Genomic DNA, 26,517 nt, shown 5'->3' on the forward strand with positions numbered 1-26,517 from the left:
AACGAGCGTCACGCCAGCGCTACGCTCGCGAAGGTGACGGCACCCTTCGATTGGGAGTTTCCTTACGCCTGGCCGCGAAAGCCCATGCTGGCGGACAACGTTGTGTGCACGTCGCAACCGCTGGCAGCCCAAGCGGGCCTTCGGATGCTCGCCGACGGGGGAAGCGCGGTGGATGCGGCCATCGCCACCGCCATCGCGCTTACGGTGGTGGAGCCGGTCTCCAACGGCATCGGCTCGGATGCCTTCGCCATCGTGTGGGACGGCCGGCAGTTGCACGGGCTGAATGCGTCTGGCCGTTCGCCCGCGGCCTGGACGCCGGAATACTTCGGCGGCAACGCGGTTCCGGTGGTCGGCTGGAACGCGGTCACCGTGCCGGGCGCGGTGTCGGCGTGGACCGAGTTGCACGCCAAGTTCGGCAAGCTCCCGTTCGAAAAGCTCTTCGAGCCCGCAATCCGCTACGCCCGCAACGGATTTCTGGTGTCACCGACCGTCGCGGAGCAATGGGCGGCGCAGATCCCGCTGTTCGAGAAGCAGCCCGGCTTCGCCGCCGCCTTCATGCCCGCCGGGCGGGCGCCGAAACCCGGTGAGCGGTTCAGCTTCGCCGAACAGGCCACCACCCTCGAAGAGATCGCCGCAACCAATGGCGACGCGTTCTACCGCGGAGAGCTGGCCGCCCGACTCGAGGCGCACGCGGTGGCCAACGACGGCGCGATGCGCGCCAGCGACCTCGCCGCTCACCGCGCCGACTGGGTGGGCACCATCCGCGGCACCTACCGCGGGTACACCGTCCACGAGATCCCGCCCAACGGTCACGGGATAGTGGCCCTGATCGCCCTGGGAATCCTGCAGCACTTCGACATGGGCTCGTTCCCAGTCGATTCCGCGGACAGCGTGCATCTACAGATCGAGGCGGTGAAGCTGGCCTTTGCCGACGCGCAGGCCTACGTCGCCGACATCGAGCACATGCCGGTGCGCCCGGAACACCTGCTGGACGCCGACTACCTGAGGCAACGCGCGGCCCTGATCGATCGCGCCCGGGCGAGGCCGGCATCCGCGGGCGCTCCGAGCGGGGGAACCGTGTATCTGACCGCCGCCGACGCCGCGGGGATGATGGTGTCGATGATCCAGTCGAACTACATGGGATTCGGGTCCGGTGTCGTGGTGCCGGGCACCGGGATATCGCTTCAGAACCGCGGGGCGAATTTCGCTGCGGCCGAAGGACACCCGAACCGCGTGGGGCCGGCCAAACGGCCCTACCACACGATCATCCCTGGCTTTGTCACCAAAGACGGCGCCCCCGTGATGAGCTTCGGCGTGATGGGCGGAACGATGCAGCCTCAGGGTCACACACAGGTGATGGTGCGCATCGCCGACCATGGACAGAATCCGCAGGCCGCGTGTGACGGTCCTCGGTTCCGGTGGGTGCAAGGCATGCAGGTGAGCTGCGAGAAAGGCTTCCCGGCGGCGACGCTCGACGAGCTTCGCCGTCGCGGACATGACCTCGTTGCCGTGGACGACTACAACCAGTTCGGCAGCTGCCAGGCGATCTGGCGGCTCGGTGGCGGCTATTTCGCGGCTAGCGATCCCCGCCGCGACGGCCAGGCCGCGGGTTTCTAGACGCTGATCTTGCCCTCGGCCGCCAACAGCGCGATGTCGCTTCGAAAGTGGCTGCCGGGCAGTCGGATCGACCGCATCAGCTCGTACGCCTGCGACCGCGCGGCGGCGAGGTCGGCGCCGGTGCCCACCACCGACAGCACGCGACCGCCCGAGGAGACCACCTCGCCGTCGTCGCGGCGCGCCGTGCCCGCGTGCAGCACCCCGTCGGCTTCCGAGCCTGCGACGACGTCCCCGACCCGAGGGCGCCCGGGATAGTTCTCCGCCGCCAGCACCACCGTGACAGCCGCCCCCTCGTACCAGCGCAACTCGCCGAAGTCGGCCAGCTTGCCGGTGCCCGCCGCGTACAGCAGTTGCCCGAACGGCGATTCCAGCAGCGCCAGCACGGCCTGGGTCTCCGGATCGCCGAACCGGCAGTTGAATTCGACCACGGCCGGCCCGTTGGCGGTGATCGCCAGTCCGACGTACAACAACCCGCAGAACGGGCTGCCGCGCTGAACCATTTCGGCCGCAACGGGTTCGACGATGTTGCCGACGATGTCCCGGTACACCTCGTCGGGAAGCCACGGAACCGGCGCGTAGGCGCCCATGCCGCCGGTGTTGGGTCCGGTATCGCCGTCGCCGACACGCTTGAAGTCCTGCGCCGGCAACAGCGGCACCACGGTCTGGCCGTCGACGACGCAGAACAGCGACACCTCCGGGCCGTCCAGATACGACTCCAGCAGCACCGGGTGGCCCGCCTCGAGCAGGCCGGCGGCGTGCGCCCGGGCGACGCCGCGGTCCGCGGTCACCACTACGCCCTTGCCCGCGGCCAGCCGGTCGTCCTTGACCACCCAGGCGGGGTCGCCCGCCGGAGGCCCGAACCGGTCCAGGGCGGCGTCCAAATGCGCCGGGCTGTCAACGGTTTCGCTGGCCGCGGTACGCACGCCGGCGGCGGCCATGACCTCCTTGGCGAACGCCTTGGAGCCTTCGATGCGGGCGGCGTCCTTGCTGGGCCCGAAGCAGACGATGCCGGCGGCTCGCAGGGCGTCGGCCACCCCCAGCACCAGCGGCACCTCGGGACCGATCACCACCAGGTCGGCACGGAGCTCGCGCGCCAGGGCGACAACGTCGGAACCCGATGTGATGTCGACGTCATGCTGCTCGGCCACGCGGGCGGTACCGGCGTTGCCGGGAGCGACGAATAACCCCGTGACCTGCGGGTCTTTCCGAAGCGCCAGCAATAGCGCATGCTCTCGTGCACCCGAACCGATCACCAGAACTCGCACGACACGTCAGACTAGCTCAGGCGTTCAGACGATTCGCTCCAGCAGGTCTTTGAGCTCTTTTTGCTGCGCGGCAGTGAGGCGTCCGAGACGCTTGTTGAACTCGTCGGACAGCAGCGCCAACCCGTCCGTGGCGGCCTTACGTCCGGCCGGAGTGAGTAGTAGTCGATGGCGCCGCAGATCGGAGGCGTCGATCTCACGACGCACGAATCCCGCGGCCTCAAGTCGTTTGAGGTAGACGGTGACCGTCGCCTTGGGCATGCTCAACGTCGCCGCCAGTTCGGCGGGGTAGGGATGCTCGTCGATCTCGGCGAGCAGGAACAGTTCCTTGGATTCGAGTCCCAGTGCGCAGATGTCGGGCTCGGCGCACGAGATGACCGACAGCAGCACGCGGTAGTTCAACGACCAGATCTTGGCCGCGTCGATCGCAGGCTTCGACTTGCCTGATCGTTCAGACATGAACTAGTTTAGGATTGAACAAACCCATGATCGAACAACTTACCAGAAGGCGGCCCCCATGCCCCTGGATCAGTACGTGACACTCGGACGCTCCGGACTGCGCGTCAGCCCCTTGTGCCTGGGCGCCATGACGTTCGGCGAAGACCTCGGCTGGGGCACCAGTGTTGAAGAGTCTCAACAGATCATCGACCGGTACACGGACCTCGGCGGCAACTTCATCGACACCGCCAACTTCTACACCCGAAGCCATTCCGAGAAGATCATCGGCGACCACGTCGGTCGCAACGCCGCCCGCCGGGATCGATTGGTGATCGCCACCAAATTCAGCGGCAACCTGTATCCCGGCGATCCCAACGGAGGGGGCTCGGGCCGTAAGTCCCTGATCAACGCTTGCGACAACTCTCTGCGGCGTCTGCAAACGGACTACATCGATCTGTACTGGTTGCACATCTGGGACGCGAACACTCCGATAGATGAGACGATGTCGGCGCTCAACGACCTCGTCCGCGCCGGAAAGGTCCGCTACATCGGCGTTTCGGACACCCCGGCGTGGAAGATCGCCGAGGCCAACCTCATCGCTCGGTTCCGTAGCTGGTCGAGCTTCGTCGGCCTGCAGGTCGAGTACTCGCTGTTGGAGCGCTCGATAGAACAGGAACTCGCCCCGATGGCAGCGGAGTTCGGCCTCGGCATCACACCGTGGTCGCCGCTGAAGAGCGGCGTGCTCAGCGGCAAGTACACCCGAGCCAATGCCGGTCGGCACGACGCCGATCGCGGCGCCATGGTCGACGCATTCCTCAACGACAAGACCTACGCGCTGATCGACGAACTCGAAGGCATCGCCAAGGCGCACGAGACGAACGTCGCCAGCGTCGCACTGGCCTGGGTGCATGCGCAGCCCGCCGTCTCCTCGGTCATCATCGGGGCGCGCAGGCTCTCGCAGCTCGAGGACAACGTCCGCGCCGTCGATGTGCGGCTCAGCACCGACGAACTGGGCCGGCTCGACGCGCTGACCAAGCCGAAATTCGGGTTCCCGCACAACATGCTGGAAATGGCGCCGGGCATCATCAACGGTGGAACGTCGGTCAACGGCGGCCTTGCGCCGATCTCCGAGTACGTGATGCCCGAAGGTGGCCGGCCTTACTGATACCGGTCAGTCCTTGTCTCCGGAGTGCATCTTCAGCGCGGTGTCCACGTTGGCCTTCTTGTCCTCTCCGGCGCCCTTCGCCGCGGCCTTCTTCCGCTTCGCGACGACGGCGTCGACGGCGCCGTTGAGCGCCGAACCGAGGGGGAAACCGAGATAGTGGGTGAGGAAGACGGCCATCTCCTTGAGCTCAGTCTCGGTCAGTTCACCGTTGAGCAGCGCGGCGTTGATCTGAATCTCGGCCAGGTCGCGGTTGCCGATCGCGGTCACCGCCGTCAACGTCATGATGCGCTTGTCGCGCATCGACAATCCCGGTCGTGTCCAGATGCTGCCGAACAGGTGATCGACGGTCAGGTCGAAGTACGCATCGCCCTCGATGTTGGGCATCTCCCAGCCGTAGACCTCGTTCATCTTCGCGAGGCCCTTGCGGCGAAGTTCGTCCATCACGCCTCTTTCTCTGTGTGTGGCACCCCGAGGCCGGCCGCCAGCCCCTCGTAGGCCAACCGGGCCAGCGGCAGATCCACCGACACCGCCTCGCCCAGGGCCAGCGCCAGGCTCAGGTCTTTCTCCCCCAGCCCCCGGGTATGCATGAACGGCTGGTACAGGAAGTGTTCCGGCTCAAGGTCTTTCATGTCGTCGCGGACCATGATCGCCCCGGGCCCGCCGGTGAGGGCATCGGTGTGACGCACCACCCGACCCAGCGCCTGCAGATCCAGTCCCGCCGCCTCCGCCAGTTTCATGGCTTCGCACGCCGCGACATACGACGTGAACGTCAACATGTTGCGGGCCAGCTTCATTCGAGTCCCAGCACCGGGCTCACCGGCGTGGATGACCACCGCCGCCCAATGTTTGAACGCCGGCTTGATCCGCTCGTACACCTCCCGATTGGCCCCCACCATGGTGGCAAGCTCGCCCTTCGCGGCGGCCGCGGCGCCACCGCTGACCGGGGCGTCCACGACATGGATGCCCTGCGGCTTGAGGTCACTGGCCAGTTCCGCAGCCGTCGTGTCGCTGATCGTCGAGTGGATCGCGATGACCGTCCCGGGCTTGGCGTGGGCGGCCAGCTCGCCGACGACCTCGCGCACCTGCGCGTCGTCGAGGACGGTGACGTGGATGATGTCGGCGGCAGCGACGTCGGCGACGCTGTCGGCCAGGCCGGCGCCCTTCTCGGCCAGCGGCGTCATCGCCTCGGTTCGGATGTCGTAAACCGTCACCCCGCCGGGCCATTCGGTCATCTTCGTGGCCATCGGCGCACCCATGTTGCCCAGCCCGATGTAGCCCAGCCTCAGATCTTCTGCCATTGGCGCCGCTCCTCCTCATCGCTCCGCTCTGCATCGTCGCCGGCGTTGCTCATGACCGGATTATCTGCCCGCCGTCAACGTTGAAGATCTGCCCCGTGATCCACGACGCCTCATCGGAGAGCAAGAACAGGCACATCCCGACCAGATCCTCGGGAGTCCCCATGCGCGACAAGGGAAGACCCTTGACGATGTCGGCCACCATCTCCTGCGGCGTGGTGGTCCGGTTGGCCTCGGTGTCGATGGGCCCGGGCGCGATCGCGTTGATCCGGATGTTCTGGCCGCCCAACTCGCGGGACAACTGTTGGGTCAGGCCGTTCACCCCGACCTTGGCCAGGCCGTAGTAGTTCGAGTACAGCCACGCCGCCGTGGACGACTGGTTGACGATCGCCCCACCGCCGCGCTTGGCCATCTTGCGATAGACGGCGCGGGTGCACCACAGGGCGCCGTCGAGGTTGACGCTCATGAACTTCTTGTAGTACTCGGGATCGATCGTGAGCAGGAAATCGAGCTTCATGCCCCCGAAGATCGCGGCGTTGTTGACCAGATAATCGATGCCGCCGAACTCGGCCAGCGCGCGGTCGGCCATCGCCTTCGCCGACGCCGGGTCGGACACATCGACGGGCACCGCCAGGGCCGTACCGCCGTCGGCGACGATCTGCTTGGCCACCGCCTCGGCCGCCTCGGACTTGATGTCGGCCACGACAACCGCGGCACCTTCACGGGCTAGCGCCTCGGCATACGCCTGACCGATGCCGCCACCGGAACCGGTGACGATCGCGACCTTGTTCTCAAACCGCATGCTCTCGAGCTCCTCTAGTTAACCGCTGTCGCGATGGTTTTGATTTCGAGGTACTCCTCGAAACCGGCCAGGCCCATCTCTCGGCCGTTGCCGGACTGCTTGTAACCGCCGAACGGGGCGTCGGCCGAATACCACACGCCGCCATTGACATTGATGGTGCCCGCGCGGACCCGCGCGGCGACCCTCGCCGCCCGATCCGGGTCGGCGCCGAAAACGGTGCCCGACAAGCCGTATGGCGAGTCGTTGGCAATGCGCACCGCGTCGTCGTCGCCGTCGTGCGGAATCACCGTCAGGACCGGGCCGAAGATCTCCTCGCGCGCGCAGCGGGCGTCGTTGCCCAGCCCGGCGATGACGGTGGGCTCGATGAAGAAACCGACGTCGCGGCCGGACGGCCGGCCACCCCCGCATGCGAATGTGCCGCCCTCGGCGATCGCCGAGTCGAGGTAGCCCTGGATGCGGTCGCGCTGACGCGCCGAAATCACCGGCCCGCAGATGGTTCCGGGGTCCGTGGGGTCGCCCGCCTTGATGCCGCCCATCGTCGCGGCCGCGATGGCGACGGCTTCGTCATACTTCGCCCGCGGCACCACCAGCCGGGTGGTGATCGCGCATCCCTGCCCGGCGTGCATGCAGACCGAGAACCCTGCCACGCCCACGGCACCGCTCAGGTCGGCGTCGTCGAGGACGATAAACGCCGACTTGCCGCCGAGCTCGAGGAAGACCTTCTTGATGGTGGCGGCACCGTCGGCCATCACGCTGCGGCCGGTGGCGGTCGACCCGGTGAACGAAACCATGTCCACCCGTGGGTCTTTGGCCAACAGCGCACCCACGCCGTGGTCGCTGGAGGTGACGATGTTGATGACACCGGGCGGGAAGTCGGTGTGCTCGGCGATGAGTTCGCCCAGCACCGCGGCGCACCAGGGTGTGTCGGGGGCGGGTTTGAGGACCACGGTGTTTCCAGCCGCCAGTGCGGGTCCGATCTTGGCGAGGTTGATCTGGTGGGGAAAGTTCCACGGCGTGATCGCCCCTACCACGCCGACGGCCTCACGGGCGATGGTGCGCCGGGTACGGATGCCCATCGGCGACGCCTCGCCGAGATCCTGGTTGTAAACGTAGGATTCGGCGGTATCCGCCGCGAACGCCAGGTCGTTGACCGGGACTTCGAGCTGGGCGATGCTGGTGAGCATCCGCGGCGCGCCGACCTCTGCGATGGTCAGGTCCCGCAGTTCTTCAAGGTGCTGCTGCATCGCCTCGCGCAGTTGGCGCACGCACCGCACCCGTAGCTCGGTATCGCGCGACCAGTCGGTGTCGTCGAAGGCGCGCCGCGCGGCGTCGATCGCGCGGCCCATGTCGTCGGCGCCGCCATCGGCCGCGGCTCCCAATACTTCCTCGGTCGCCGGATTGATCGTCGGGAACGTGCCGGCGCTGCCGGGCGACATCTTCCCGTCGATGAAAAGTGCGCTCACGCCGTCGGCCAACAAGGCCATCTCCCGCTCCCGTCTGTGCGACCAATCGAGCACGCGAATTCCAATGGATTTCAGTGGACAGTTGTCCGATATTATCCGATGGAACCATAGCCGCCTCGCTGTTAGCGGTGCAAGGGCCGATCTCGACTGGGGCGGCTACGCGACCGAAAACAGCACATTAACCGCCGTCTTTGCCGATCGGTCTTGCTTCCGGCGGAGTCGGTCCGATAGCTTGGACATGTGTCCAGCGATGCACTGGTGACGATCACGTCTCAGGCCGAGCACCAGACCGGCCCGCCCGCGCGAAACCGCCGCCAGGAGGAGACCTTCCGGAAGGTGCTCGCGGCGGGCATCGAGACGCTGCGCGAAAAGTCCTACGCCGACCTGACGGTGCGCGCGGTCGCGGCTCGCGCCAAAGTCGCCCCGGCCACGGCTTACACCTACTTCTCGTCGAAGAACCACCTGATCGCCGAGGTCTACCTGGACCTGGTCCGGCAGGTCCCCTACTTCACCGACGTCAACGACCCGATGCCCACCCGGGTGGACCAGGTGTTGCGCCACCTGGCCCTGGTGGTCGCCGATGAGCCAGAGGTCAGCGCCGCGTGCACGACGGCCTTGCTCAGCGGAGGCGCCGAGCCCGCGGTGCGGGCCGCCCGCGACCGGATCGGCGCGGAGATCCACCGCCGCATCACGTCCGCGATCGGCCCCGATGCCGACCCCACCGCCGTGTCGGCGCTCGAAATGTCGTTTTTCGGGGCGCTCGTTCAGGCCGGCAGCGGCGAATTCACCTATCGCGAGATCGCCGACCGGCTGGCCTATGTGGTCAGGCTGATCCTCACCGGCGCCGGAGAGACGAGCCAGGAGACAAGCACCGAATGACCATCCATGTTGGCGACCACGAGCTGGTCCTCGATCCATACGACTACGACTTCCACGAGGACCCGTACCCGTACTACAAGCGCCTCCGCGATGAGGCCCCGCTGTATCGCAACGAGGACCTGAAGTTTTGGGCGCTGTCGCGGCACCAGGATGTGCTGCAGGGTTTCCGCAACAGCACCACGCTGTCGAACAAATACGGCGTTTCGCTGGATCCGGCGTCGCGCGGCCCGCACGCGTCCAAGACGATGTCGTTTTTGGCGATGGACGATCCCGCCCATCTGCGTCTGCGGACGCTGGTGTCAAAAGGCTTCACACCGAGGAGGATTCGCGAACTCGAACCCCGCGTCACCGAGATCGCGACACAACACCTCGACACGATGCTGGAAAAGGCTAGGTCGTCAGCGGACGGCACGGTCGACTACGTCGACGAGTTCGCCGGAAAGCTTCCCATGGACGTCATCTCCGAGTTGATGGGTGTCCCCGAACCGGATCGAGTCCAGGTGCGCGCCTGGGCCGACGGGGTGATGCACCGCGACGAGGGCGTCACCGACGTGCCGCCGGAGGCCGTCGAAGCCTCCATCAACCTGATCGTCTACTACCAGGGAATGGTCGCCGAGCGGCGCAAGAAGCTGACGGATGACCTGACCTCGGCGCTGCTGGAAGCCGAGATCGACGGCGACCGGCTCACGGACGAGGAAGTCCTCGGCTTCATGTTCCTGATGGTGATCGCCGGCAACGAGACGACCACCAAACTCCTTGCCAATGCCGCATTTTGGGGCCACAAGAACCCCGAGCAGCTGACTCCGGTCTATGCCGACCTGTCGCTGGTGCCGCTGTGGGTCGAGGAGACCTTGCGCTACGACACGTCCAGCCAGATCCTGGCCCGCACCGTATCCGGGGAACTCACCCTCTACGACACCACCATTCCCGAGGGCGACGTATTGCTGCTGCTGCCCGGTTCCGGCCACCGCGACGAGCGGGTCTTCGACAGGCCCGACGACTATCTGATCGGCCGCGAAATCGGGCCCAAACTATTGAGTTTCGGTAGTGGCGCACATTTCTGCCTGGGCGCGCATCTGGCGCGGATGGAAGCCCGGGTCGCTCTCACCGAGTTGTTCAAGCGAATCCGCGGATATGAGGTGGACGAGGCCAACGCCGTCCGCGTCCACTCCAGCAATGTCCGCGGATTCGCTCACCTACCAATGACCGTGGAGGTCCGCTGAATGCCCCGCTTTGACCCCCTGCCCGAACGCCGGCCGGCCATCGTGGCCGGCGCCTCGTCCGGCATCGGAGAGGCCACCGCCATCGAACTCGCGGCGCACGGCTTCCCGGTCGCGCTCGGCGCGCGCCGAGTCGAGAAGCTCAACGACATCGTCGGCAAGATCAACGCCGAAGGCGGCGAGGCGGTCGGATTCCACCTGGACGTCACGGATCCGAACTCGGTGAAATCCTTTGTCTCGCAGTCGGTCGACGCACTGGGCGACATCGAGGTAATGGTCGCCGGTGCCGGCGACACATACTTCGGCAAACTCGCGGAGATCACCACCGACGAGTTCGAGTCGCAACTGCAAATCCACCTCGTCGGCGCCAACCGGCTGGCCGCCGCCGTGCTGCCGGGCATGCTGGAGCGTCAGCGTGGCGATCTGATCTTCGTCGGCTCCGACGTGGCCCTGCGCCAGCGGCCGCACATGGGTGCCTACGGCGCGGCCAAGGCCGCTCTCGTGGCGATGGTCACCAACTTCCAGATGGAGCTCGAGGGCACCGGCGTGCGGGCCTCGATCGTGCACCCCGGCCCGACGAAGACCTCGATGGGCTGGAGCCTGCCGGCCGAGAAGATCGGCCCCGCACTGGAGGACTGGGCCAAGTGGGGCCAGGCCCGCCATGACTACTTCCTGCGCGCGGCGGACCTGGCGCGCGCCATCACGTTCGTCGCCGAGACACCGCGCGGCGGGTTCATCGCGAACATGGAGCTTCAGCCCGAAGCCCCGTTGGCCGACAAGAAAGATCGACAGAAGCTCGCACTCGGCGAGGAGGGGATGCCGTCATGACAACCACCGCGATTGTGCCGCGGGTTTCCGGCGGCGAGGAAGAGCACGGTCACCTCGAGGAATTCCGCACCGACCCAATCGGTCTGATGAAGCGCGTCCGGGACGAGTGCGGCGACGTCGGCTGGTTCCAGCTGGTCGACAAACACGTCATCCTGCTGTCTGGCGCGGGCGCCAACGAATTCTTCTTCCGCTCCGCGGACGAGGATCTGGACCAGGCCGAGGCCTACCCCTTCATGACGCCGATCTTCGGCAAGGGCGTCGTATTCGACGCCAGCCCCGAGCGGCGCAAGGAGATGCTGCACAACTCGGCGTTGCGCGGCGAGCAGATGAAGGGCCACGCCAGCACCATTGAGGGCGAAGTCAAGAAGATGATCGCCAACTGGGGCGACCAGGGCGAGATCGAGCTGCTCGACTTCTTCGCGGAGCTGACCATCTACACCTCGACCGCCTGCCTGATCGGGCTGAAATTCCGTGAGCAGCTCGACCATCGCTTCGCGGAGTACTACCACGAGCTGGAACGCGGCACCGACCCGCTGTGCTACGTCGATCCCTACCTGCCGATCGAGAGCTTCAAACGACGGGACGAGGCGCGCGTCAAACTCGTTGCGCTGGTGCAGGAGATCATGGACCAGCGGCTGGCCAATCCCCCGAAGGACAAGGCCGACCGCGACATGCTCGACGTGCTGGTCTCGATCAAGGACGAAGACGGCATTCCCCGGTTTTCCGCCGACGAGGTCACCGGAATGTTCATCTCGCTGATGTTCGCGGGGCACCACACCAGTTCGGGGACCTCGGCGTGGACGTTGATCGAGTTAATCCGCCACCCCGATGTGTACGCCGAGGTGCTCGCCGAGCTCGAGGAGCTGTACGCCGATGGCGAAGAGGTGAGTTTCCATGCGCTGCGGTCGATTCCGAAGCTGGATAACGTGGTCAAGGAGACCCTACGGCTGCACCCGCCGCTGATCATCCTGATGCGGGTGGCCCAGGGCGAGTTCGAGGTCGAGGGCTTTCCGATCCACAAGGGCGACTACGTCGCCGCGTCCCCGGCGATCAGCAACCGGATCCCCGAGGACTTCCCCGATCCGGATGCCTTCAAGCCCGACCGCTACAACAAGCCCGAGCAGGCCGACATCGTCAATCGGTGGACCTGGATTCCATTCGGCGCAGGGCGACACCGGTGCGTCGGCGCCGCCTTCGCCCAGATGCAGATCAAGGCGATCTTCTCGGTTCTATTGCGCGAGTACGAATTCGAGATGGCACAGCCGGCCGACAGTTACCACAACGACCACTCCAAAATGGTCGTCCAGCTCGCCCGGCCGGCAAAAGTCCGCTACCGCAAGCGCCAGAAGTAGGTTCTCCCATGGGATTCAGGATCGAAGCCGATCTGGATTTGTGCCAGGGCCATGCCATGTGCGAACTGGAGGCGCCGGACTACTTCCGGGTGCCCAAGCGGGGCAAGGTCGAAATCGTGGACCCCGAGCCGCCCGAAGACGCCCGCGAGGAAGTCGAGCGCGCGGTCGATATGTGCCCAACGCATGCACTGTTCATCAAAGAAGATCCAGGAGACTGATTCATGACATCACAAGCGTCACGCGAGGAACTCGAGGCATGGGTCGACCGCTGGCTGCAGGCCAACAAGGACTGCGAGAAGGCCGGTGACTGGCGGCCATTGGCGGACTTCTACACCCAGGACGCCACCTACGGCTGGAACATCGGCCCCAAGGAAGACGTGATGTGCGTCGGCATCGACGAAATCCGCGACATTGCCCTGGGCCTGGAGATGGAGGGCCTGGAGAACTGGGTGTACGAGTACCAGAAGGTGCTCATCGACGAGAAGCAGGGCGAGATCGTCGGCTTCTGGAAGCAGATCGTCAACAAGTCCGACGGCACCAGGGACGAGATCTACGGCATCGGCGGCAGTTGGTTCCGCCTCAACGCCGACAACCTCATCGAGTGGCAGCGGGACTTCTTCGACTTCGGTCACGTCGCGTACATGTTCGGCAAGCTCATCGAATCCGGCGACCTCAGCTCCGGCATGCAGAAGCGAATCGAGCGCAGCATCGCCGGCGAGAAGCTGCCGGGCTACTACCCGCTCGGCCAGGCACCGGTGCCGATCTGGTGACCGGAGCCAGTGGCGGACCAACCAAGCATTTGATTTGTTGCACGCGCTATGCTGACGCGACAAGGGTGCCTGTGGCGCCCGTCACCAAGTTGTCCGGCATCAAGGGGCCGGCCAGCTCTGATCGATTCAAAGGCGAAATGGGGTCAGGACCATCGTGAAGACAAAAGGCGCACTGATCTGGGAGTTCAACCAGCCCTGGTCCATCGAGGAAATCGAGATCGGCGACCCGCAAGCGCATGAGGTCAAGATCCAGATGGAAGCGGCCGGCATGTGCCACTCCGACCATCACCTCGTCACCGGCGGAATCCCGATGGCCGGTTTCCCGGTGCTCGGCGGGCATGAGGGTGCCGGCATCGTCACCGAGGTCGGTCCGGGCGTCGAAGACATCGCCCCCGGCGACCACGTGGTGCTGTCCTTCATCCCGTCCTGCGGGCAGTGCCCGACGTGTCAGGCCGGCATGCGCAACCTGTGCGACCTGGGGGCCGGACTGCTCGGCGGTGCCGCGGTTTCCGACGGCACGTTCCGCATCCAGTCAAAGGGTCAGAATGTCTTCCCCATGACGCTGCTGGGCACGTTCTCGCCGTACATGGTGGTGCACCGCAGCTCCGTGGTGAAGATCGACCCGTCGGTTCCCTTCGAGGTCGCCGCCTTGGTCGGCTGCGGCGTCACCACCGGGTACGGCTCGGCGGTCCGCACCGCCGACATCCGGCCGGGCCAAGACGTCGCCATCGTCGGTGTCGGCGGGGTCGGCATGGCGGCGCTGCAGGGCGCCGTCAACGCCGGCGCACGCTACATCTTCGCGATCGACCCGGTCGAATGGAAGCGCGACCAGGCGCTGAAATTTGGTGCCACCCACGTCTATCCCGACATCGACGCGGCGCTGATGGGCATCATGGAGGTCACCTACGGGCTGATGGCCCACAAGGTCGTGGTCACGGTCGGCGAGCTGCACGGCGCCGACGTCGACAACTACCTCAACATCACCCAAAAGGGCGGCACCTGCGTGCTGACCGCCATCGGCAGCCTGCTGGACACCAACGTCAACCTCAACCTGGCGATGCTCACCCTGATGCAGAAGAACTTGCAGGGCACCATCTTCGGCGGCGGCAACCCGCAGTACGACATCCCGCAGCTGCTGTCGATGTACAAGGCCGGCAAGCTGAACCTGGACGACATGGTCACCACCCAGTACCGCCTGGAGCAGATCAACGAGGGCTACCAGGACATGCTGGACGGCAAGAACATTCGCGGCGTCATCCGGTACACGGACGCGGACAGGTAACTGCCGCCCCAACCGACTGGGTCCCGAGTGACGGGGTTCGGGCACCTGCTGGCGCCGGGACAGATCGGCGCCATGACAGTGCGCAACCGCATGGTCATGTCTCCGATGGAGACCATGTATGGCACGCCCGATGGGCTGCCGTCCGAGCGCACCCGCGACTACTTCGCCGCACGCGCCAAGGGCGGAGTCGGCCTGATCACGCTGGGCGCCACCGGGATCGACCACCAGCATCCGGAGACTCCAGGCGGGTTGCACCTGGCCACCGACGAATCGGTCGACGCGCATCGGGCGCTCGTGGAGGTGGTGCACGAGCACGGGGCCAAGATCCAACCACAAATCGTGCACGCCGGTCCCGACGGTCTGGGCCCCGAGATCTTCGGTGTCACGTCATTGGGCCCGTCGGTGATTCCCTCCTACCTCACCGGGCGCCCGTCGGTCGAGATCAGCAAGCAACAGCTGTGCGGGGTGTTCGATTTGTTCAAGGCCGCGGCGCGGCGTGCCGTCGAGGCCGGGTACGACGGCATCGAGCTGCACGCCGCGCACGGCTACATGCTGCTGGGCTCATTCCTTGCCCCGCAACGCAATCGCCGCACCGACGACTACCGCGGTGATTCGGTCCGCGGCCGTGCGCGGGTGGTCCTCGATGCGCTGGCCGCAATCCGTTCCGAGATCGGTGACGCCCTGCCGATCACGCTGCGAATCTCGGGCTACGAACGGGTCGCGGGTGGCCGGCCGATCTTCGAGACCGCGCAGCTGGCGCCGGAGTTCGTGGCCGCGGGTGTCAACGCGTTCCACATCAGCGGCGGGGTGATCGACCGGTTGGTGACCGGGATGGTCAACGGTGCCGACGACGGCGAGGGGCTCAACGTCGGGGCCGCGGCCGCGGTCAAGCAGGTGGTCGACGTGCCCGTGATCGCCGTCGGCCGCATCCACGATCCGGCCCGGGCCGAACGGATTCTGGCCGACGGACGCGCCGATTTCATCGCGATGGGCCGTCCGCTGCTGGCCGACCCCGAGCTGCCGCGCAAACTGCGCGACGGGCAGGCACACCGGATTCGCAAGTGCATCTCCTGTGAAAACTGCATCGATGCAATGGAACTGCGTTTCTCTGTCGACTGTGCCGTCAATCCACGCACCGGCAAGGAGCGCGAAATGGCGGCGGCTCCCGCCGCACGCACCAAGCGCGTGGTGGTGATCGGCGGTGGGCCCGCCGGGCTGGAGGCCGCCCGGGTAGCCGCCGAACGGGGACACCGCGTCACGCTTTTCGAACGCAGCGCCGCGCTGGGCGGCGCGCTGCGCTGGGCGGCGGTTCTGCATCCGGAGAATGAGCCTTTTCTGCGCTACCTGCGCCAGGAGATCAAGCTCAGCAGCGTGGAAGTCCGCCTGGGTCAATCGATTTCGTCTCAGGACGTCGTCGATGTCGGCCCGGATGCGGTGGTGGTCGCCACCGGTGGCAGGGTCGCCGTGCCGGCGATCCCCGGATCCGATCTACCGCACGTCCACACCGGTCCCGGGCTGCGCGAATTGCTGGGCGGGCGAGCCGAATCCGGCGCACCGGCTTGGCAACGGCTGGGGGCTTCCGCGCTGGGCGGGTGGCGGCAGCGGCTGGTGCATCCTGCCGCGGTCCGGATGGCCAGCCGCGCCTGGATGCCGGTCGGACGGCGGGTCGCCATCATCGGCGGTGACCTGGTCGCCCTGGAACTGGCCGAATTCCTGGCGAGCCGGGGCCGGCTGGTGTCGATCCTCGAATCCGGCAAAAATATCGCCCCGGAGGTGGGCAACAAACGCAAGACCGAACACATGGATCGCCTCGACCGGCTGGGCGTCACCGTGCATGTGCGGGCCACCGTGGAACGGATCACCACCGAAGCGGTGGTGTTCACCCCGGCCGGCGGCACCGCCCGGCAGCTGGAGGCCGACAGCGTCGTGCTGGCCGGCACGGTCGAACCCGACACCACGATGTTCGACGCGCTGGCCGCCGCCCTGCCCGGCGCTCAGGTGCACGCCGCCGGCGACTGCACCGGGCTCGGGCTGATCCGCAAGGCCACCGAGGAAGGCGCGCGCGCCGCGTGCGCAATCTAGTGACAGGAGAACAAGAATGACCCGAACCGAAGAATCGCAGGCGACCCCGGCGCTCGCCGCCTCGCAGGCCTCATGGCGATGCGTACAAGCGCACGACCGGGAGGGCTGGCTGGCCCTGATGGCCGACGACGTCGTCATCGAGGATCCGATCGGCAAATCCGTGACCAACCCGGACGGCACCGGGGTTCGCGGTAAGGAGGCAGTCGGCGCGTTCTTCGACACGAACATCGCGGCCAACCAGCTGTCCATCACTTGCGAGGAAACGTTCCCGTCGAGTTCCCCCCATGAGATCGCCCACATATTGGTGCTCAACAGCAAGTTCGAGGGCGGCTTCACCAGCTCGGTGCGGGGCGTGTTCACTTACGCGGTCAACGACGCCGGACTGATTACCAACATGAGGGGCTACTGGAACCTCGACGTCATGCAGTTCGGCAAGGAGGAGTGAGCCGGCCGCACGGCGCCGAAGGCACTACCGCCTCCTGAGATTCGATCGCGCGTGCGCTATCGAACCCGGCGCAAGCAGGCGCGGCCCGAGGCGAGAACCATCGCCCCTATGCTGGGGCCATGGCATCGATCTTCACCAAGATCATCAACCGTGAACTTCCCGGCCGCTTCGTCTACGAGGACGACGAGGTCGTCGCGTTCTTGACGATCGAGCCCATGACTCAAGGGCACACGTTGGTGGTGCCGCGGGCCGAAATCGATCAGTGGCAGGACGTCGATGGGGCGACGTTCGCCCGGATCATGAGCGTGAGTCAGCTCGTCGGCAAGGCCGTGTGCAAGGCCTTCAAGACTGAGCGGGCGGGGGTGATCATCGCCGGGCTGGAGGTGCCCCATCTACACGTGCACGTGTTCCCCACCCGCCGCCTGAGCGACTTCGGTTTCGCCAACGTCGACCGCAACCCCTCACCGGAATCCCTGGACGACGCGCAGGCCAAAATCAAGGCGGCCCTGGCTCAATTGGCGTGAACCGGCTCCTGCGCCGGCACTTCGCTGACGCGCGGGAGTGTGACCCGGAAACAACAGCCCTCCCCGGGCGCGGTCGTCACCGTGACGGCGCCGCCGTGCGCGCGCACCAGCGAGTCGACGATCGATAGCCCCAATCCAGTGCCGCCGCTGGCACGCGCCCGCGACGAGTCGGTGCGATAGAAGCGTTCGAACACCCGCGACGCGTCCTGCTCGGTCATGCCGGGACCCTTGTCGGCCACTTCGAGCACGGCGTCGTCCCCCTCGGTGCCGACCCGCACGGTGACGTCGGCGCGCTCCGGGGTGTGCTGCAAGGCATTCGCGACCAGGTTGCTCAGCACCTGTCGGATCCGCGGTTCGTCTCCGAGCACCTCCGGGGTGCCAGGGCCGTCGAGCACTTCCATGGCAATGGTGCGCTTGGGGTCCATCGCCTGCGCGTCGTGCACGGCGTCGCTGGCCAGCGCCAGCAGGTCGACCCGGTTGTGTTCGAGCGGTCGTTGCACATCGAGGCGGGCCAACAGCAGCAGGTCGTCGACCAGCAGCCCCATCCGGCTGGCTTCGCTTTCGATGCGCGACAACAGCATGGCGACGTCGCGCGCGGCGCCCTGCCGATACAACTCCGCGAAGCCGCGGATTGTCGTTAGCGGGGTGCGCAGCTCGTGGCTGGCGTCGGTGATGAACCGCCGCATCCGCTCCTCGGAACCGCGGGCCTTCTCGGCCGACGACTCCGAGGACGCGAGCGCCTCCTGGATCTGCGCAAGCATTCCGTTCAGGGCGAGGGACAGCCGGCCGACCTCGGTACGTGGATCACGTTCCGGGACACGGCGATCCAGCTGGCCGGCGGCTATCGCCGCGGCAGTCTGTTCGACCTCGGAGAGCGGCCGCAGGCTGCGCTGCACGACCGCGAAGCCGGCGATGCCGACCACTACCAGCACCGCCACCCCGATACCGATCTGCAACCAGACCAGGGAGCTGACCGTGTGTTGGACGTCGGACAGGTCGATCGCAACGGTCGTCAGGCCGTGCGGGCCGCGCACCGACACCGCGCGCCACTGGATGTCGGACCCGTTGACCGACGGCAGCGTCGTCGGATTGGGGCCTACGTCGTTGTTGGGCGGCAATGCCGGTTCGGAGTTGCGGTCGTTGATCGCGGTGAACGGGGTGCCGTCGATGCCGATGCCCCGCACGTAGAACTTCGACGGTGGCCGGCCCGGGTCGGGGGCCCCGTAGGGCGGCGGCGACTCGCGCCGCGGGGCCTGCGCCCAGCCCCGCGACGCGTCGAGCAGCGTCTGGTCGATCCGGGTGACCAGGCTGTGCCGCAGGATCGACGTGACCGCGATGCCCGAGACCGCCAGCCCGCACGCCACCAGCGCCAGGGTGGCGGCGACCAGCCCTACCCGGAGCGGCAATCCACGTCGATGCTGTTTGGCCATGTGAATGATTCTTCGCTAACGCTGGTGGCCGAGCGCGGGCTCAGCGTGGTTCCCGCAACACGTAGCCCACTCCCCGCAGGGTATGCAGCAGCCGCTTCTCCCCAGTATCGATCTTGCGGCGTAGGTACGAAACGTAGGACTCGACGACATTGACGTCACCTCCGAAGTCATATCGCCACACGTGGTCGAGGATCTTGGGCTTGCTCAAGACCGTGCCCGCGTTGATCACAAAGTAACGCAGCAGCGTGAACTCGGTCGGCGATAGGGACACCGGTTCGCCGGCCTTCCACACCTCGTGCGTCTCCTCGTCGAGTTCGATGTCGGCGAAGGTCAGCCGGGCGCTGCGGGGCTCCGCTCCGCCCTTGCCGGCGCGCCGAAGGATGACCCGCAGCCGGGCGACGACTTCCTCCAAGCTGAACGGCTTGGTCACGTAGTCGTCGCCGCCCAGGGTCAGGCCGGCGATCTTGTCCTGCAACGAATCACGGGCCGTCAGGAACAGCGCCGGGGCGTCGATGCCGTCGGCGCGCAGGCGCCGCAGCACTCCGAATCCGTCCATCCCGGGCATCATCACGTCCAGGATCACCGCGTCGGGGCGGGCTTCCCGGGCCCGATCCAGGGCCTGGGCGCCATTCGTCGCGGTGTAGACCTCGAAACCCTGGAACTTGAGGCTCACCGAGAGGAGCTCGACGATGTTGGCCTCGTCATCGACTACGAGGACACGAGCCTCCGGTTTCGTTTCGCTTGAGGTTGCCGCGGTCATCAGATTCTTCTGCCTCTTGTTGAACGTTTCCTATGTAAAGGTTGTGTGGTTGCTGAAAGCTCAGTGCCAACACTCTGATAGTAGTCTGCCAGGCCTCATCGCAACCGCTCGGACCTGCGCGGGTCGGCGCAGTCGCGTCGCGAATAGACTCGTGGAATGAACCTCGCCGCACGGATCGTGTTGGCCGCGACCGCCCCGGCACGTGTCGGGCTCGCCGCCGCGGACGCCGGCCTGACCGTGGCAACCGCGGCGGTCGGGGTGGCGAAACGGGCGCTGGGCGAAGGCGGGACGGGCGGAACGAACGCCATGACTTCCATGCTGGGAATCGACGACGCGATCGTTCGTGCCAACCGGCTCGCCCGGCTGCTGGACGACGATGCGCCACTGGGACGGGCCGTGGCACCGGAGGGACCGATCGACCGGCTGCTGCGCCCGGGCGGGTTGGTCGACATGCTGACGTCGGACGGCGGCCTGCTGGACCGCCTTACCGCTGAGGGCGGGGGCCTGCACCGCACCCTGCAGCCCGGCGGCCTGGCCGATCAGCTTGTCTCCGAGGACGGACTGATCGAGCGGCTGCTGGCCGAGGATGGGCTGGCCGACCGGCTGCTGGCCGAGGGTGGTCTGGTCGACAAGCTGACGGCGAAGAACGGGCCGCTGGACCAGCTCGCCGACGTCGCCGACACCCTGGCGCGGCTGACGCCCGGGATGGAAGCGCTGGAGCCCGCGATCGCCACGCTGCAGGACGCGGTCGTCGCGCTCACCATGGTGGTGAACCCGCTGAGCAGCATCGCCGACCGCATTCCGCTCCCCGGCCGGCGTCGTCCTTCGTCCCGGACGGTGCGCTCAACGCGCATCATCGACAGCGGCGAGTGACCGATTAGGCTTGGACCGGTTTGATCCCGCCTCCTTAGCTCAGTGGTAGAGCACTCGCCTTGTAAGCGAGCGGTCGTCAGTTCAATCCTGACAGGGGGCTCCAGGCATCGCCGCCGCTCTGGCGCTCTCAGATTCCGGCGCAGATATGGATGAATGGAATCGGCGCGCAGATGCTGGCCGAGACGTAGGGCCTGGGGCCGTAATAGCCACCCCAAGCGGGCGGCGGAGGCGGTGGAGCCGCCGGAGGTGGTGGCGGTGGGGCCGCCGGTGGCGGCGCTACTGGTTGAGCCGCCTGCGCGAGCACCACACACGTATCGGACGGTGGGTCGTACACGGTGCCTTCGCCACATTCGGCGGCCCTACTTACCGCCGGCGATAGAGACGTCATGGTCACCGCCAGCGCGAATGCGGCTGGGCCGATGACTGCCAAACGGTTAGCTACGCTGCGCATCACATGACTCCGTGCAGGGAGATCGTAGCTCTGACCTCGTTGCTACGGAAGGGGCCGAAGTGGCCTTTTTGGCGCGAACTCAACCAAAGTCCAGTCGGCGAGTTCGGGGACTCCGCACAGCAGCTTTCCGGGCCGGACGAAGGCGACCACCCCGGTTATGGCGGGCCGGGGACGCCGTCCAGATCTCGGTGGATACCTTGCAGGTCCCCTTGGATCCCTTGCAGCTTCCCCTCGATTGCCTGCAGATCGGAGAGGGCATTCTGGTAGGCCGGCGACAAGTCGGCCGGGGCCGCGGGTTGAGACTGAGGGCAGTACGCAACGATGGCGCCCGCGGTGACTTCGGTGCTTTGGTTGGCGTCCCAAATCGACGATCGCTGCACGAATTCGACCGCATCCGCGAAATTGGGTTGGCGCGCCAGGAAGTCGCAGACCGCGTGACCCTGGGTTATCACGTATTCGTGGTTGGGGACTGGCACCCCTTCGTGCTTCAACGCGGCGATGAACGCCGCGTCGGCGGCCTCGATGCGCGCATTGGGCGCTTGCGGCGCAACAGGTTTGGGCGCGGGCGCGGCCGACGGCGGAGTTTCCGCCCGCTGCGCCGATGAATCCTGGCGGTGGACCGAAAACATCACCACCACCGCGGCGGCGACGGCCACCAGAGATAGCGGCAAGGCCGCGAGCAGGCCCAAGTGCCGCTGCACGCCCTTGCGCCGGCGAAGCGTGGTGCCGATTCCGGCGCCCCTCGACCCGGCGTTGGGGGCAACATCGGTTTCATAGGCTTTCGCCGCAGCGGGGAGAGACGCCCCGGCGCTGTGGGCCAGGAGCTCGTCGAGCAGTTCGTCCACCTCTCGGGACGACGGCTCGCCGCCGTGCTCTCGGACCGCTCGTCGCCCGAGCGCGATGCGCCGCAATTCTGAATCGATGGTCTCGCGGTCGCGCATATCAACCAGTTTGAGCGTGTCAGGACGACGTCACAAGCCCCTAGATACGGGCCGATAACGGCGCGCCCGCACAGCCGCGCTCCCGCTGACCATGCAGCGTTGTTAACGCCGCCACGAACGCCCCGAACGCGCGGAGACTTGCCGGGAGCCGGCCCGCCACACCTGCAGTTCGACCTCGTGCACGCCCCGACGAGCTGGCGCGATCCGCACGCCGGAGACTCCAGATCCGATTCGTCGCCCACGAACCTTTGGACGACATGAAAGCCATTCTGAGGCAGTCGATTACAGTTAATAGCCACCCCACGTGGTACGCTTGCCCGGGATGCCCGTCGGCATCCGTTCAAAATGAGAGAAGTTGAAGGTATGACACAGGGAACTGTGAAATGGTTTAACAGCGAAAAAGGCTTCGGTTTTATCGCTCCGGACGGCGGCGCAGCAGATGTGTTCGTCCACTACTCGGAAATCCAGGGAAACGGCTACAAGTCGCTGGAGGAAAATCAGCGAGTTGAGTTCAATGTCGAGCAAGGGGCCAAGGGTCCGCAGGCAGTCGGAGTAACCGCCGTCTAGCGCGAGTTCGACCGTGTGGGCTGGTGGGTCGTTTCCCACCAGCCCACAGCACGTTAAGGGGTCCCCGGCCCGCTTCCGCCAGGGCGTGCACCGGGGCGCGGTTTTTGGGGTTGATGAATGCCAGGCGCTCGGCGCAACGTCCGTGCGAACTCTGGCGTGTAGATTGGTAGCAGCAGTCCGCGTTCGCGCTGCCGAGTAGCCAAATTCTTGTGGGGATGAGCAGATCCACGAATCGATCGCCCTTCGCCCCCAAGCCAACCACATTTGGGCTGAAGCCAACCTAACTTGAGGACCCGCTCCATGACATCATCCGACTTGTTTTCCCATCGCTACGAGCCCGAGGTCGTGTCACCGGCCAGTCGCGATGCAGAACCGGTGCAACTTCCGACTTTCTCCGACCGCCCCAACAGCGATTCCGCCGCTCCGAAGCCCTGAGCGTCTGAGCGCGATCCCGGCCTGACCGCCGACCCATCGCGCGGCGCTCCGTCGCCTACTGCGCCGGAGGCGGCACGGGGCCGGGCGGCGGTCCGTCCGGCGGGGGCGGTGGAGCCGGTGACCGGTGCGTGCAGTCCGGCACATAAATCAGCACGCCCCCGACCATCGTCCAACCGATCGCGCATCCCGGCGGCAGCAGAGGGCGTGTATCGGGCGCAGCGATCAGCATCGTCACCATTGCGGCAAGCATCGCCGGACGAATGAGACGAGAGACGTGCTTGGGCATTGCCGCCGCAGCTCGGCGAATCCTGTTCCGTCTCTCGGTCGGTTCAGCCGCGGCGTCACACATGTAGCTTGTCCACTCTGCTGGGAAGGTGATTCTCAGTCTGGAATAAGCCGCGGTCACCCGCAACTTGTGGGGAATTCCAGGGCCCCGAGATTTCGCCGGTTTCCGCGCGGCATGAAGCCGGTTGCCGTCAACAAGATTTCGCACTTCGGGGATGCTTTGAGGCCACTACCTGAGGCGATCTGCCCCAGCCGATACGGGCCACGGCATTGATGTCAGGCGGTCAGATGCGAAAGACTATTCCTGGCAAATCGACGGAAGTGACTCCAGTGAGGCGTAACCCGACAGTCGCTGCGACCGCGCCGGTGTTTCTCGGCGCCATCACGTTGCTAGTCGTCGGCTGTTCGTCCCCGACGGTGAAGCCCAATGCAACGGCGATGACCGCTTCAACCGCCGCGACGGCGGGCGCCGCACCGCTCGCTTCGAGAACTGTTGCCGCAGCACCGAATCCGCCCCTTGGCGCCCAGCCACAACTGGCGTCTGACCCGGCTCAGTTGGCCGACGATTTGGTCGCGGACGAGCGCGCGCTTCGTGACCCGTCGACGGCGGAGCCGGCACTGACGGCGGCGGCGCACCGCGAGCAGGCCGCGTACCGCGCCATTGGGCGGCACCCCGATTGGGACTCGATCACCCGGCCGCGCATCCCGCCGGAGCTGAGCGGCGTCTACGACCGTAACCTCGATGCCCGTCGCCAGCTCCAGGCAATGACGCCCGCGAAAGACACGCTGCCCGCGTGGCGGATCGAGCCTCCCGTACCCGCCGACGAACTGATGCATGACTACCACGCGGCGGAATCGGAGACCGGCGTCGGCTGGAACTACCTGGCCGCGATCAACCTCGTCGAGACCCGCTTCGGCAGCATCAACGGCGCGAGCACGGCCGGCGCGCAGGGCCCCATGCAGTTCTTGCCGTCGACGTTCGCCACCTACGGCCAGGGCGGCGATATCAATTCGCCGCGCGACAGCATCATGGCGGCGGGCCGCTTCCTGTCCGCCAACGGCTTCGCCAACGACCCCGACCGCGCCATCTACGGCTACAACCACGCACACGAATACGTCCAGGCGGTCGACCAATACGCCGCGCTGATCGCGGCCGACCCGGCCGCGTTCCCCACCTACTACCGGTGGGACGTCTATTACGTCACCACCGCCGGCGACGTGTTGCTCCCCGTCGGTTACGCGGAGGCAGCCCCGATCGCCGTCGCGGATTACCTCGCGGCTCATCCCCAGTAAGGCAGCTCCGCACGGCGGCGACCAAGCGCGACAAGCTATTTCGTGTGCGGCACCGGGTGGGGGCGACGCTATGTTCGGTCCTGCTTGCGCGCGAGGAACGCCTGCATGTGCTCCTGGGGCTCTCCGGTCAAGAACGCCAGACCGAACTGCTCGATGCTGTCCTCGATCGCCCCGTGGACCGTCATGTCGAACCACTTGTTGAGCAGGCGCTTTTGCTGCCGGACCGCGTGCGGGCCGAATCCGGCGAGTTTCGCGGCGAGTTCGGCGATGCGAGAGTCGAGCGCGTCGGCGGAAACCACCTCATGCACCAAACCCCAGGAGACGGCCGTGCCCGCGTCGATTGTCTCACCGGTCAGCAGGAGCCACGCCGCGTGCGACGCCCCGATCAGCGCGGGCATCAAGGCCGAGTGGATCACCGAGGGGATTCCGACCGCCACTTCCGGCATGCCGAATGTCGCCCCGGATTCGGCGATCCGCAGATCGCAGCACATCGCGACCTCGAGCCCACCGCCGAGGCAGTACCCGGCCAATCGGGCGATGACGGGAGCGGGACATTCGCGGATCGACTCGCACAGGGTTGCGAGCCGACGGATGAACGCCTCGGCGCTCGACCGGTCCAGGTTGACCATCTCGTTGATGTCGGCGCCGCCGATGAACGCCGCCTCCCCCGCCCCGCGCAGCACGACCACCCGGACGTCACCATCGCCGTCGACGGCGCGGAATGCCTGTGTCAATTCCTCCACGGCGCGCGTGCCGACGATGTTGAGCCGCTTCGAATTGGTCAGCTCGATGGTGAGTACGCCGCTGTCACCACCGACCCGGACGAACCGCTCCTCCACCGCGTTCACGCACCCCTCATAGGTACTTCAGGGCGATGTCTTGGAGGTGAGCGCGCATCTTTTGGCCAGTCGCCTTCTCCAGCTTGATCCCCAGTTCGCCCGCGAGGTTGACGAAACCCATCAACAGCAGGATTTCTCCGTCCGGCTCATCGATCACGTTCTCGACGAGCCGGTTCCAGGCGAATTCGTTGCCGCTGTCGGACGTCCAAGCCGTCATGACGTCGATGGCTCGGCGGACGTTCTCTCGCACATCCATTCCCGGAGCCTGCCACGACGACCCGATCGCCGCCCACCAATGGCGCGCCGGCTAGACCGGCGGCCCGTCAGTACAGCGGAACCCAGACGCCCATGTACCAGAACCCCCAACCGCCGAACTGCCAGTTGAAGACCGGGATGGCGGTGTAGGAGTCGTACTGGAACGGCCCGAAATCGACCTGCGCGACGGCGACATCACGCTGCGGCCCCGACCACGGACGGTTCCAGCCGCCGGGAGGCGGCGGACCGTCCCAACCCCCTGGAGGCGGCGCGCCGACCCAGTGCGGCGGCGGATGGCCGGGGGCCGGACCGTCGTTCCAGCCGTGGCCCCGCGGCGGGGGTGGCGGCGGCGCCCCGTGGTCGACGATGCTGAAGCCCGCCCGCGCATCGCCGGGCCCGCCTACCTGGGCATTACCGCTGACGTACGTCCCGCGCGGAACGTAAGGCTGATGCGGAGGCTGGGTGCTCGGCGGGTTGAGGGCCTGCCTGCCCTGCGGCGGCGGGTTGTGCTCGCTCGCCGGCGCATTGGGTTGTCCACCCGGTCCGTTCTGATCGTGATCACCCGGCTGGTTGCCCGGCCCGCCCTGCTGCGGGTACTGGTTTGGCGCCGGCGAGTTCTGCCCGCCCTGCGGCGGGTTTTGCCCGTGCTCGTTGGGCGCCGGCGTGTTCTGCTGACCCTGCGGCGGGTTGTTCTGCCCGGTCTGCTGCGGCGGGTTGTTCTGGCCGGTCTGCTGCGGGGGATTGTTCTGCCCGCCGGGGCCGTTCTGACCGCCGGGTCCGCTCTGCTGACCGCCCTGCTGACCGCCCTGCTGACCGCCGGGGCCGTTCTGACCGCCGGGTCCGCCCTGTTGACCGCCGGGTCCGCCCTGTTGCCCGCCGGGTCCGCCCTGCTGCCCGCCGGGTCCGCCGGGGTTGCCCCCGCCCCCGCCGCCGTGCCCTGGCTGCCATGGCGGTGGCGGTGGCT

The 26,517-nt window shown here is 66.7% G+C and carries 26 protein-coding genes, 1 tRNA gene and 1 pseudogene; 16 read left to right on the plus strand and 12 right to left on the minus strand.

Annotated elements, in window-relative coordinates:
• The first annotated feature begins 33 nt into the window (after nt 1–33).
• Complete coding sequence (locus tag A5750_RS14775; protein WP_067263766.1) at nt 34–1,617, plus strand: gamma-glutamyltransferase family protein; 1,584 nt, start codon at nt 34–36, stop codon at nt 1,615–1,617.
• Here A5750_RS14775 and purD read toward each other — a convergent pair.
• Together purD and A5750_RS14785 are read right to left on the minus strand one after the other, a co-directional pair.
• A complete protein-coding gene (purD, locus tag A5750_RS14780; protein ID WP_067263726.1) occupies nt 1,614–2,882 on the minus strand; it encodes a phosphoribosylamine--glycine ligase in 1,269 nt (422 codons plus the stop codon). The genes A5750_RS14775 and purD overlap by 4 nt on opposite strands.
• A gap of 24 nt (nt 2,883–2,906) precedes the next feature.
• Nucleotides 2,907–3,338 carry a MarR family winged helix-turn-helix transcriptional regulator gene (locus tag A5750_RS14785; RefSeq protein ID WP_231989201.1) on the minus strand — a complete coding sequence of 144 codons (432 nt, stop codon included), beginning with the start codon at nt 3,336–3,338 and terminating at the stop codon, nt 2,907–2,909.
• Nucleotides 3,339–3,396: 58 nt separating this feature from the next.
• Between A5750_RS14785 and A5750_RS14790 the strand changes: the two genes are divergently transcribed.
• A complete protein-coding gene (locus A5750_RS14790; RefSeq protein WP_067263728.1) occupies nt 3,397–4,482 on the plus strand; it encodes an aldo/keto reductase in 1,086 nt (361 codons plus the stop codon).
• A gap of 6 nt (nt 4,483–4,488) precedes the next feature.
• Here the strand turns inward: A5750_RS14790 and A5750_RS14795 are convergent, their stop codons facing one another.
• From A5750_RS14795 to A5750_RS14810, 4 genes are read right to left on the minus strand one after another with little or no spacing between them, the layout of a single operon-like run.
• Complete coding sequence (locus tag A5750_RS14795; protein WP_066955049.1) at nt 4,489–4,923, minus strand: carboxymuconolactone decarboxylase family protein; 435 nt, start codon at nt 4,921–4,923, stop codon at nt 4,489–4,491.
• Complete coding sequence (locus tag A5750_RS14800; RefSeq protein ID WP_066955052.1) at nt 4,923–5,780, minus strand: NAD(P)-dependent oxidoreductase; 858 nt, start codon at nt 5,778–5,780, stop codon at nt 4,923–4,925. The genes A5750_RS14795 and A5750_RS14800 overlap by 1 nt, the downstream gene beginning before the upstream one ends.
• Nucleotides 5,781–5,829: 49 nt before the next feature.
• Nucleotides 5,830–6,579: an SDR family oxidoreductase gene (locus A5750_RS14805; protein ID WP_066955055.1), complete on the minus strand. Its 750-nt coding sequence runs from the start codon at nt 6,577–6,579 to the stop codon at nt 5,830–5,832.
• A gap of 14 nt (nt 6,580–6,593) precedes the next feature.
• Nucleotides 6,594–8,063 (minus strand): aldehyde dehydrogenase, encoded by a 1,470-nt coding sequence (locus A5750_RS14810; protein WP_067263731.1) that lies wholly within the window; start codon nt 8,061–8,063, stop codon nt 6,594–6,596.
• 219 nt (nt 8,064–8,282) lie between these two features.
• Here A5750_RS14810 and A5750_RS14815 point away from each other — a divergent pair, with 219 nt between their 5' ends.
• The 10 genes from A5750_RS14815 (at nt 8,283) to A5750_RS14860 (ending at nt 17,424) form a co-directional block, all read left to right on the plus strand.
• Nucleotides 8,283–8,921, plus strand: coding sequence for a TetR/AcrR family transcriptional regulator (locus A5750_RS14815; RefSeq protein ID WP_066955062.1), 639 nt, complete (start codon nt 8,283–8,285; stop codon nt 8,919–8,921).
• Entirely contained in the window at nt 8,918–10,144 is a 1,227-nt protein-coding gene (locus A5750_RS14820; RefSeq protein ID WP_067263733.1) for a cytochrome P450, read from the plus strand. The genes A5750_RS14815 and A5750_RS14820 overlap by 4 nt, the downstream gene beginning before the upstream one ends.
• On the plus strand, nt 10,145–10,969 hold the full coding sequence (locus A5750_RS14825; protein ID WP_066955068.1) for an SDR family oxidoreductase: 825 nt from the start codon (nt 10,145–10,147) through the stop codon (nt 10,967–10,969). It begins immediately after the preceding gene.
• Nucleotides 10,966–12,321: a cytochrome P450 gene (locus A5750_RS14830; protein WP_066955071.1), complete on the plus strand. Its 1,356-nt coding sequence runs from the start codon at nt 10,966–10,968 to the stop codon at nt 12,319–12,321. Before A5750_RS14825 ends, A5750_RS14830 begins: the two co-directional genes overlap by 4 nt.
• Before the next feature lie 8 nt (nt 12,322–12,329).
• Nucleotides 12,330–12,539 (plus strand): ferredoxin, encoded by a 210-nt coding sequence (locus tag A5750_RS14835; RefSeq protein WP_066955074.1) that lies wholly within the window; start codon nt 12,330–12,332, stop codon nt 12,537–12,539.
• A gap of 3 nt (nt 12,540–12,542) precedes the next feature.
• Nucleotides 12,543–13,091, plus strand: coding sequence for a hypothetical protein (locus A5750_RS14840; RefSeq protein ID WP_066955077.1), 549 nt, complete (start codon nt 12,543–12,545; stop codon nt 13,089–13,091).
• Nucleotides 13,092–13,245: 154 nt separating this feature from the next.
• On the plus strand, nt 13,246–14,373 hold the full coding sequence (locus A5750_RS14845) for an NDMA-dependent alcohol dehydrogenase (RefSeq protein ID WP_067263736.1): 1,128 nt from the start codon (nt 13,246–13,248) through the stop codon (nt 14,371–14,373).
• A gap of 27 nt (nt 14,374–14,400) precedes the next feature.
• The gene (locus tag A5750_RS14850) at nt 14,401–16,455 is read left to right on the plus strand and encodes an FAD-dependent oxidoreductase (protein WP_067263742.1); all 2,055 of its coding nucleotides are present in this window, start codon (nt 14,401–14,403) and stop codon (nt 16,453–16,455) included.
• Nucleotides 16,456–16,471: 16 nt separating this feature from the next.
• Nucleotides 16,472–16,900 carry a ketosteroid isomerase family protein gene (locus tag A5750_RS14855; protein WP_066955086.1) on the plus strand — a complete coding sequence of 143 codons (429 nt, stop codon included), beginning with the start codon at nt 16,472–16,474 and terminating at the stop codon, nt 16,898–16,900.
• A gap of 119 nt (nt 16,901–17,019) precedes the next feature.
• Complete coding sequence (locus A5750_RS14860) at nt 17,020–17,424, plus strand: HIT family protein (RefSeq protein ID WP_066955090.1); 405 nt, start codon at nt 17,020–17,022, stop codon at nt 17,422–17,424.
• Here the strand turns inward: A5750_RS14860 and A5750_RS14865 are convergent.
• Together A5750_RS14865 and phoP are read right to left on the minus strand one after the other, a co-directional pair.
• A pseudogene (locus A5750_RS14865) lies at nt 17,396–18,854 on the minus strand (sensor histidine kinase). The gene A5750_RS14860 and the pseudogene A5750_RS14865 sit on opposite strands and share 29 nt — an antisense overlap.
• A 40-nt stretch (nt 18,855–18,894) precedes the next feature.
• Nucleotides 18,895–19,614 (minus strand): two-component system response regulator PhoP, encoded by a 720-nt coding sequence (gene phoP / locus A5750_RS14870; RefSeq protein WP_066955095.1) that lies wholly within the window; start codon nt 19,612–19,614, stop codon nt 18,895–18,897.
• A 156-nt stretch (nt 19,615–19,770) separates the two neighbouring features.
• Between phoP and A5750_RS14875 the strand changes: the two genes are divergently transcribed.
• Both A5750_RS14875 and A5750_RS14880 read left to right on the plus strand, forming a co-directional pair.
• Entirely contained in the window at nt 19,771–20,487 is a 717-nt protein-coding gene (locus A5750_RS14875) for a hypothetical protein (protein WP_066955098.1), read from the plus strand.
• 28 nt (nt 20,488–20,515) lie between these two features.
• Nucleotides 20,516–20,590 (plus strand) — tRNA-Thr (locus A5750_RS14880).
• Between the two features lie 503 nt (nt 20,591–21,093).
• On the opposite strand, the gene A5750_RS14885 is transcribed toward A5750_RS14880, so the two are convergent.
• Complete coding sequence (locus A5750_RS14885) at nt 21,094–21,879, minus strand: DUF732 domain-containing protein (protein ID WP_066955101.1); 786 nt, start codon at nt 21,877–21,879, stop codon at nt 21,094–21,096.
• A gap of 363 nt (nt 21,880–22,242) precedes the next feature.
• On the opposite strand from A5750_RS14885, the gene A5750_RS14890 reads away from it, so the two are divergent.
• Together A5750_RS14890 and A5750_RS14895 are read left to right on the plus strand one after the other, a co-directional pair.
• A complete protein-coding gene (locus A5750_RS14890) occupies nt 22,243–22,446 on the plus strand; it encodes a cold-shock protein (RefSeq protein ID WP_066955104.1) in 204 nt (67 codons plus the stop codon).
• A 1,041-nt stretch (nt 22,447–23,487) separates the two neighbouring features.
• Nucleotides 23,488–24,459, plus strand: a complete 972-nt coding sequence (locus tag A5750_RS14895; protein ID WP_369829488.1) for a transglycosylase SLT domain-containing protein — start codon at nt 23,488–23,490, stop codon at nt 24,457–24,459.
• Between the two features lie 68 nt (nt 24,460–24,527).
• Here the strand turns inward: A5750_RS14895 and A5750_RS14900 are convergent, their stop codons facing one another.
• The 3 genes from A5750_RS14900 to A5750_RS26370 form a co-directional block, all read right to left on the minus strand.
• Entirely contained in the window at nt 24,528–25,307 is a 780-nt protein-coding gene (locus A5750_RS14900) for an enoyl-CoA hydratase (protein ID WP_067263749.1), read from the minus strand.
• Nucleotides 25,308–25,314: 7 nt separating this feature from the next.
• Complete coding sequence (locus A5750_RS14905) at nt 25,315–25,554, minus strand: hypothetical protein (protein WP_066955110.1); 240 nt, start codon at nt 25,552–25,554, stop codon at nt 25,315–25,317.
• A 67-nt stretch (nt 25,555–25,621) separates the two neighbouring features.
• Nucleotides 25,622–26,517: MAP_0585 family protein (locus A5750_RS26370; RefSeq protein ID WP_231989203.1), on the minus strand; the 896-nt coding region annotated here is incomplete at its 5' end.

The sequence above is a fragment of the Mycobacterium sp. 852002-51613_SCH5001154 genome (genome assembly GCF_001667425.1).
GTDB lineage: Bacteria > Actinomycetota > Actinomycetes > Mycobacteriales > Mycobacteriaceae > Mycobacterium.

Bases quoted from the DNA above. Each gene is read 5' to 3' on its own strand.
- A5750_RS14785 (WP_231989201.1), bottom strand. From the start codon at position 3,338: ATGTCTGAACGATCAGGCAAGTCGAAGCCTGCGATCGACGCGGCCAAG.
- A5750_RS14790 (WP_067263728.1), top strand. From the start codon at position 3,397: ATGCCCCTGGATCAGTACGTGACACTCGGACGCTCCGGACTGCGCGTC.
- A5750_RS14795 (WP_066955049.1), bottom strand. From the start codon at position 4,923: ATGGACGAACTTCGCCGCAAGGGCCTCGCGAAGATGAACGAGGTCTAC.
- A5750_RS14800 (WP_066955052.1), bottom strand. From the start codon at position 5,780: ATGGCAGAAGATCTGAGGCTGGGCTACATCGGGCTGGGCAACATGGGT.
- A5750_RS14805 (WP_066955055.1), bottom strand. From the start codon at position 6,579: ATGCGGTTTGAGAACAAGGTCGCGATCGTCACCGGTTCCGGTGGCGGC.
- A5750_RS14810 (WP_067263731.1), bottom strand. From the start codon at position 8,063: ATGGCCTTGTTGGCCGACGGCGTGAGCGCACTTTTCATCGACGGGAAG.
- A5750_RS14820 (WP_067263733.1), top strand. From the start codon at position 8,918: ATGACCATCCATGTTGGCGACCACGAGCTGGTCCTCGATCCATACGAC.
- A5750_RS14825 (WP_066955068.1), top strand. From the start codon at position 10,145: ATGCCCCGCTTTGACCCCCTGCCCGAACGCCGGCCGGCCATCGTGGCC.
- A5750_RS14830 (WP_066955071.1), top strand. From the start codon at position 10,966: ATGACAACCACCGCGATTGTGCCGCGGGTTTCCGGCGGCGAGGAAGAG.
- A5750_RS14835 (WP_066955074.1), top strand. From the start codon at position 12,330: ATGGGATTCAGGATCGAAGCCGATCTGGATTTGTGCCAGGGCCATGCC.
- A5750_RS14840 (WP_066955077.1), top strand. From the start codon at position 12,543: ATGACATCACAAGCGTCACGCGAGGAACTCGAGGCATGGGTCGACCGC.
- A5750_RS14855 (WP_066955086.1), top strand. From the start codon at position 16,472: ATGACCCGAACCGAAGAATCGCAGGCGACCCCGGCGCTCGCCGCCTCG.
- A5750_RS14860 (WP_066955090.1), top strand. From the start codon at position 17,020: ATGGCATCGATCTTCACCAAGATCATCAACCGTGAACTTCCCGGCCGC.
- phoP (WP_066955095.1), bottom strand. From the start codon at position 19,614: ATGACCGCGGCAACCTCAAGCGAAACGAAACCGGAGGCTCGTGTCCTC.
- A5750_RS14875 (WP_066955098.1), top strand. From the start codon at position 19,771: ATGAACCTCGCCGCACGGATCGTGTTGGCCGCGACCGCCCCGGCACGT.
- A5750_RS14885 (WP_066955101.1), bottom strand. From the start codon at position 21,879: ATGCGCGACCGCGAGACCATCGATTCAGAATTGCGGCGCATCGCGCTC.
- A5750_RS14890 (WP_066955104.1), top strand. From the start codon at position 22,243: ATGACACAGGGAACTGTGAAATGGTTTAACAGCGAAAAAGGCTTCGGT.
- A5750_RS14905 (WP_066955110.1), bottom strand. From the start codon at position 25,554: ATGGATGTGCGAGAGAACGTCCGCCGAGCCATCGACGTCATGACGGCT.